Raw genomic sequence first — 6,098 nt, forward strand, 5'->3', positions numbered from 1 at the left:
TTCTAAAATCTAATGACCTGCTTTTCTGCATCAACAGATGCATCCACACCAAATGGTATGATGCATCTAGGTGTGGCATGACCAATATTTACATTAGCAACTATTGGCAGGCTTGGATTATCTACTACCTCACAAATTATCTGCTTATACTCAGCGAAGTATTTTTCATCCATAGGTTTTCCACATAAAACACCAGAAATAACCTCAAATATCCCTGTGTTTTTCAGTGTTAACAACATTTCTCTATAGTGCTCTGGAGAAGGCTGCTCCTCACTTGTTTCGAGAAGTAAGATTTTGCCTTTCCAATCCTCTAAATCAGGGAAGAGCTTATACTTTTCACAAAGAGAAACCGTGTCCTCATACCTTGTATTATCGAAGATATCAAAGATAGATTCAAGGCAACCTCCAAGAATCTTTCCACTAAAAGTGTTAGGTCCCTGAAGCAATTCGAAGCCATTATTCTTGTGAGATTTTTTAGCAGTTCCTAAAGCAGCTGGCGACCAGTCTGTTCTCTCCTCATACCAGACATCGCTTGGAGTGATTTCCTTAATAGTGCCCGTCTTTATCAGCTCTTCAAAATACTTTGCTGTGTATGGAAGCATGTGCTTATCCATTTCACAAACATCTGCTAAAAACGACTGCCCATAAAAGGTATTAAAACCAACCTTATGAAGCATGAAATGATTCATGGTTGTATCTGAAAATCCTAAGAATATCTTCTTGTTAATGGCATTTTTCAACTCATCATTTTCAAATAGATATGGTAAAAGACGATACGTGTCATCTCCACCTATAGCACAAAGAATCATATCAACAGAGTCATCTTTAAAGGCTTCAAGCAAATCCTCTGCCCTCTCCTTTGGATGATTCTTTACATACTCTATTCCCGCCATAGCATGAGGCATCATCTTTACATTCAGACCATAATCCTTGAGTCTCTTCAAACCTAGATCTACTTCATGCTTAACGAAATCTTCGCCAATAGTTCCCGATGATAAACTTACAATAGCTACTGTCTTAATCATGTTGCCCTCCTAACACTTTATAAAAAGCTGCATGTCATATTCGTCAGTACCATTTTCTACAAATCTAAAGCTTTTAAAGCTTCATACTCCCTGCGGTAAAGACCATAAAGTGCAATATCAGTATGGTGGTACTTTTCATACTCACTAAAAATCTCTTTAGCCTCCTCAACAGGAAGCCATACATGCTTGTAATTTGCATTCTTTTCAGCTTCTGTAAGATTAAGCACTCCTGTATCCTCTACAAACTCGCAGATAAAGTAGTGATTAAAATGCTGCCAAACATCAAATAATTCTTCTATTTCTAAGTAGTAATCTTTAGGTTTTACAACAATTCCTGTTTCTTCAAGTAATTCCCGGGCACAACATTCTTCTAGTGATTCATCCCCTTCAACTCCTCCACCTGGAAGCATATAGTTATCACATTTCTCTACATAACTTAAAAGAATTTTGCCATCCTTTATCACAATACCTCTGCCGGCATGTCTCATTATATCCACATGACCCTGGTAGTCCTCATTGATTAGTTTTAACTTTTTCATGTGTCCTATTCTCCTGACTTCTCCTCTTACAAAATGAACAACAAAATGATTACAGGCAAAGCCTTTCTGTAATCCTTATTTGTAAATAAATATGCTGTACCAAACAGGAAACCTCCAACGGTTGAGAACAATGCAACAGGCAGGCTTCCCTTTGATACTACATGTGCTATTCCCCATGTAAGTCCTAAAATAATTCCACCATAAGGAATCTTCTCATTCTTGAACCATTTTTCACAGGCTAACTGACCATAAACAATTACAAGTGAGATAAGAAATCCCTCTGCAATATAGTAGATATATTGAAATATGAATTTGATAGCACCAAGTCTTTGCCATTCAAGTAAACACTTAAAGCCACCCCAGTCTAACCACTGAGCAGCAGTGATTACCACCAAACATACTAAAAGTGCTACATACTGCCAGCCTTTAAGCTTCTCTTGATGCACCCATATATCAAATCCAGTGGTCTTCTTAGCAATAAAGATAACCATTAATCCAGCAACTACCCATAAAATAGTAGTGATAACCCAGTGGATTATATTCTGTGAAAGGGACATCATTCCTGACTCAATTCCCATCTTGCCCTCATTAACAACGAGTATCAATTCTAATGCAAAGGCAGCACACGCATAAAGTGCGCACCATAAAAAATCAAATCCTGAAACTTTCTTTTCTTTCATAATTAAACTATTCTCCTCATTATTTTATCCTTATCTATATTGAATATGTCTTATAATTTCTTTACTTCATAAACTAAAATCAATAGAAATACCACTTCACATAAGCATACTGATAATGCCACTACTGTAGCATTAAATATGACACCAAATATAAGTGAAATCACAGGTATTGCAACTGCAAAAATAATGTAAGCCTTAGAAAAATAGAGCCATGAATATGGCAACAAATGTGCACCGAATACCATTGCAAATACCATAACCATTTTTTCTGGAACAGCGCTAAATACCCACATAACAATTAAGATATATAGCATTTGATTCATTGTAAACAATAGCCCCGCATTGCTAAGTGGATTCTTTTTTGAAAACAAATCCACCTTGACTATTTTTCCAAATATCATGGCTAGCGGCATCAATGGGCACGAACAACAAAATACTAAAATATTCATAGATTTAATAGGAATCTGAAGTATAGTAACTATCGCAATCAGTCCCCAAAGAATAATAGATGCTGTTATAAAAGGAATTCCCTTTTTCTGTTCTTTTGCTATGTCTAGTCTTAATTCATCAAGTGTCATTTTTCCTCCCAACTATGATTAGCCCAACTGACAATATTTATGAGTTATTTCTATCACTCTACCAATCCACCATGAAAAACACATTCATATAGATGTCTCTGCCCCCTTACCTGCATAAGTTGCCTGTTTTGCTATGATTAAAAATTCTACTAATTTTTTGTCCATCTTTATTCCTTTTCATAAATAACTATATCCATTTTGTCATTGATATTTACTATCACTCCGTTTTGGTGATAACCCATCTTCTCATATAGGTGAAGATTGCCTGGCTCTTGAAGGATAGTTTCCAGACTCCAGTTATTAGCACCATGTATGTCCTCTGCAGCTTTTATGGCAGCACTGGCATAGCCCTTATTTCTATATTCTGACATAATCCAAATAGGTGAAATCTTTTTAGGACTGCCATCCTTCTTGTCCACTATTCTTATAGCACCTACATTTTCATCCTCTGCAGAAATAAAATAATAAGTAGTCCATGGCTGTTCAAACCTTGCCATTACTTTTTCAAAACTCTCTGAAGCTGGGCTTGTATCGTAATCACGATATTTTTCAAGTAACTCAGAGAATCCTTCTACCTGCATTTGCCAAATAGTTTGCATATCAGATTTGGTTGCTTTTATCAATGAAACCTCTGCCACAGTTTTCCCCCTATAACTCTATCCAATACCTCTCTAAATTAACCTTCTCATTTGACTCGAAAACTGTTGATTCGTATACACCACCATTGTTTAGAATAGTACGCTTACTACCTTCATTTCCTTCGAGACAACAAATCAGCACTTTATCGATTCCAAGCCTCTTGCATTCTGGTAAAACAAGACCAAGCATCTTTGTAGCATAACCTTTTCTTCTTTCATCAGGTGCTACCGAATATCCAATATGACCTGCATATTTTTCTATAAATTCATTGAAATAATGTCTAATCTGAATCACACCAACTATCTTATTAGTTACTTCATCAACATAAATATACTGGGAACAAGTCACCCAATTGTCAGGAGTAGTTTCAGTCTTTTTCAATGACTCCACCTGATCTATCCAATCCTGAGAATCATCAAATCTCCTAAGACCACCACAGCCATCCATGGAATCTCCAGATTTTAGGAAGGCCTGTCTGTATTCTTGTATCTCATTAGCATATTCCATTGTTGGTTCAATTAGTTTCATAATATACCTCCCATAGATATAGGATTATATATAAACAAAAAATCCCTGTTTTACAGTGTTTTTGTTAAATTTCAAGAAAACACTGTGGAAATATTTTTTCCAGATTCTACATATACAGTGTTTTTTTGTAAAAACCCAAATAACACTGTATTACATTGCTTGGCTACATTATTCAGCATCTTAAATATGCCACATATATAATTTATAGAGTATAATAATAAATTCTAATACAGTTTTATTTTCAAAAAACTCAAAAACACTGTAGTAATTCTAAATAAGAAAATTTTCTATACCAAAACATACAGTGTTATTTTAAGAAATTCTAAAAAAACTGTATCTTTGTCTTCTACCATCTCTTTTCAAAAGCAATTCTTGTATCAGCGATAAATCCAACTATTGTCACAATGGACATTACACATTTTTCAAACATGGTTCCAAGGAACTGCTCAATAATTCCAAAGAACGACAATGGTAATGTAACAATCAGGAAAACTGATATCACGATTCCCCAAAACTTATTAAATTTGATTGGGATAATCTGACTTGCTATTATCGTAATTACGATACTTACAAGAATGATTATGATTGATGAAAAAGAGGTCTGTTGAGCTACTTCAAAGGATTCTGAACGGCCTCCATTTACCCATAGATATGGCAAGACTCCTGTGATTACTAGAACATGAACAATTATAGTAAGCACTCCTATTGCAACTGATATGAAACCAGCCTTCCTTAAATTAAATTTTCTAATCCACTCCTTCATCCTATTCTTCTCCCTCGTTTAAATTATTATTCTACTATATATGTTTTCTGGGCAAAAAAATAGCCTAAAACCAATATTTTCCCATAAAAAATGGAGCCACCTATGTGGCCCCATAATCTTACTTAAAGTATGACGTAACGTTAGAGTCAAGAAAAATTTAAGAGGTTTTTCAACCTCTTAAAACCAGCTTTTCACTGTTGCAATTTCTTCAATATATCCGGCATCATCGTTTGGTGTTTCAAGAATGAAAGGAAGATTCTGGGTGACGGGATGCTGTGCGATTCTCTTCATGGCTTCCATTCCAATGAATCCCTGACCAAGCTTTTCATGACGGTCCTTTGCTGCACCGCATTCATTCTTACTATCGTTAAAGTGAATGGCTTTCAATCTATCCAACCCTATCACCTTATCAAACTGAGTCAGTACTCCATCGAAATCATTTACTATGTCATAGCCACCATCCCAGATGTGACAGGTATCAAGGCAAACACCAAGCTTCTCATTTAACTCTACACGGTCAATAATCTCTCGAAGTTCTTCAAAAGTCTTACCCACTTCAGAACCTTTTCCAGCCATAGTTTCAAGAAGCACTGTGGTATTCATATCAGCCCAAAGGGATTGATTCAATCCATCTGCAATCTGCTGAATTCCAACCTCGGCACCCTGGCCTGTGTGAGAGCCTGGATGGAAATTATAATATTGATTTGGAACCTGCTCCATCCTCTGCAAATCCTGCTTAAGCATATCAAGACCATTGGCCCTAGTTTCTGGCTTTGCTGAGCAAAAATTCATAGTGTAACTGGCATGGGCTACAAGTGTTCCAAACTTCTCTTTCTCAAGAATCGCTTGTAGCTTTTCAACATCGGAGGCTTCAATATCCTTTGCTTTTCCACCTCTTGGATTTCTTGTAAACCATGCAAAGGTGCTGCCGCCAAATTCAGTCATCTGACGTCCCATTGCTTCATATCCATTAGTCACTGATAAGTGACAGCCTATATATATCATTAATTTACGTATAATCCAATCATCAAAATAGTGATTGGATTTTTCCTTTCTCCCAGGTTCTCTGGGCATATTTCAATCCTTTTTGATATATTTATTTTTAGGCACTGTGGATCTGTTTCTATTGTTTTACAGCTTTGACTGGTACGAGGTGACTCAGACCACAGTTATTCGTCTATTACTGGTAATTAGTTTGTTAACGCTTGACGTTTGTATTTACGTGATTACACAGCCGATTCTTTCTGTGGAAGACAACAGTGCCACTATACTAAAAAGGGAGGTAATTTTTATGCCTATGTACTTTGTTGGAATTGATATTTCCAAGTACAAACATGATTGCTGTA

The 6,098-nt window shown here is 36.1% G+C and carries 9 protein-coding genes; 1 reads left to right on the forward strand and 8 read right to left on the reverse strand.

Annotation, left to right across the window (positions count from 1 at the left end):
- Nucleotides 1-2: 2 nt before the first annotated feature.
- The 8 genes from BUA88_RS05755 to BUA88_RS05790 all read right to left on the reverse strand — a co-directional run bounded on the left by BUA88_RS05755 (nucleotide 3) and on the right by BUA88_RS05790 (nucleotide 5,757).
- On the reverse strand, nucleotides 3-1,025 hold the full coding sequence (locus tag BUA88_RS05755; RefSeq protein ID WP_072914018.1) for a S66 family peptidase: 1,023 nt from the start codon (nucleotides 1,023-1,025) through the stop codon (nucleotides 3-5).
- A gap of 56 nt (nucleotides 1,026-1,081) precedes the next feature.
- Entirely contained in the window at nucleotides 1,082-1,564 is a 483-nt protein-coding gene (locus tag BUA88_RS05760) for an NUDIX hydrolase (RefSeq protein WP_072914022.1), read from the reverse strand.
- A gap of 26 nt (nucleotides 1,565-1,590) precedes the next feature.
- Complete coding sequence (locus BUA88_RS05765) at nucleotides 1,591-2,244, reverse strand: hypothetical protein (RefSeq protein WP_200798846.1); 654 nt, start codon at nucleotides 2,242-2,244, stop codon at nucleotides 1,591-1,593.
- 50 nt (nucleotides 2,245-2,294) lie between these two features.
- Nucleotides 2,295-2,822, reverse strand: a complete 528-nt coding sequence (locus BUA88_RS05770; protein WP_072914030.1) for a DUF7010 family protein — start codon at nucleotides 2,820-2,822, stop codon at nucleotides 2,295-2,297.
- Nucleotides 2,823-2,989: 167 nt separating this feature from the next.
- On the reverse strand, nucleotides 2,990-3,460 hold the full coding sequence (locus tag BUA88_RS05775) for a GNAT family N-acetyltransferase (protein ID WP_072914035.1): 471 nt from the start codon (nucleotides 3,458-3,460) through the stop codon (nucleotides 2,990-2,992).
- A 10-nt stretch (nucleotides 3,461-3,470) separates the two neighbouring features.
- On the reverse strand, nucleotides 3,471-3,989 hold the full coding sequence (locus BUA88_RS05780; RefSeq protein ID WP_072914039.1) for a GNAT family N-acetyltransferase: 519 nt from the start codon (nucleotides 3,987-3,989) through the stop codon (nucleotides 3,471-3,473).
- A 346-nt stretch (nucleotides 3,990-4,335) separates the two neighbouring features.
- Nucleotides 4,336-4,752, reverse strand: a complete 417-nt coding sequence (locus BUA88_RS05785) for a hypothetical protein (RefSeq protein ID WP_072914043.1) — start codon at nucleotides 4,750-4,752, stop codon at nucleotides 4,336-4,338.
- 177 nt (nucleotides 4,753-4,929) lie between these two features.
- Complete coding sequence (locus tag BUA88_RS05790; RefSeq protein ID WP_072914082.1) at nucleotides 4,930-5,757, reverse strand: deoxyribonuclease IV; 828 nt, start codon at nucleotides 5,755-5,757, stop codon at nucleotides 4,930-4,932.
- A gap of 121 nt (nucleotides 5,758-5,878) precedes the next feature.
- On the opposite strand from BUA88_RS05790, the gene BUA88_RS16380 reads away from it, so the two are divergent.
- The coding region (locus BUA88_RS16380) for a hypothetical protein (protein ID WP_207649571.1) at nucleotides 5,879-6,098 on the forward strand (220 nt) is incomplete at its 3' end.

Origin of the sequence: Pseudobutyrivibrio xylanivorans DSM 14809 (assembly GCF_900141825.1) — a bacterium.
Taxonomy (GTDB): domain Bacteria; phylum Bacillota; class Clostridia; order Lachnospirales; family Lachnospiraceae; genus Pseudobutyrivibrio; species Pseudobutyrivibrio xylanivorans.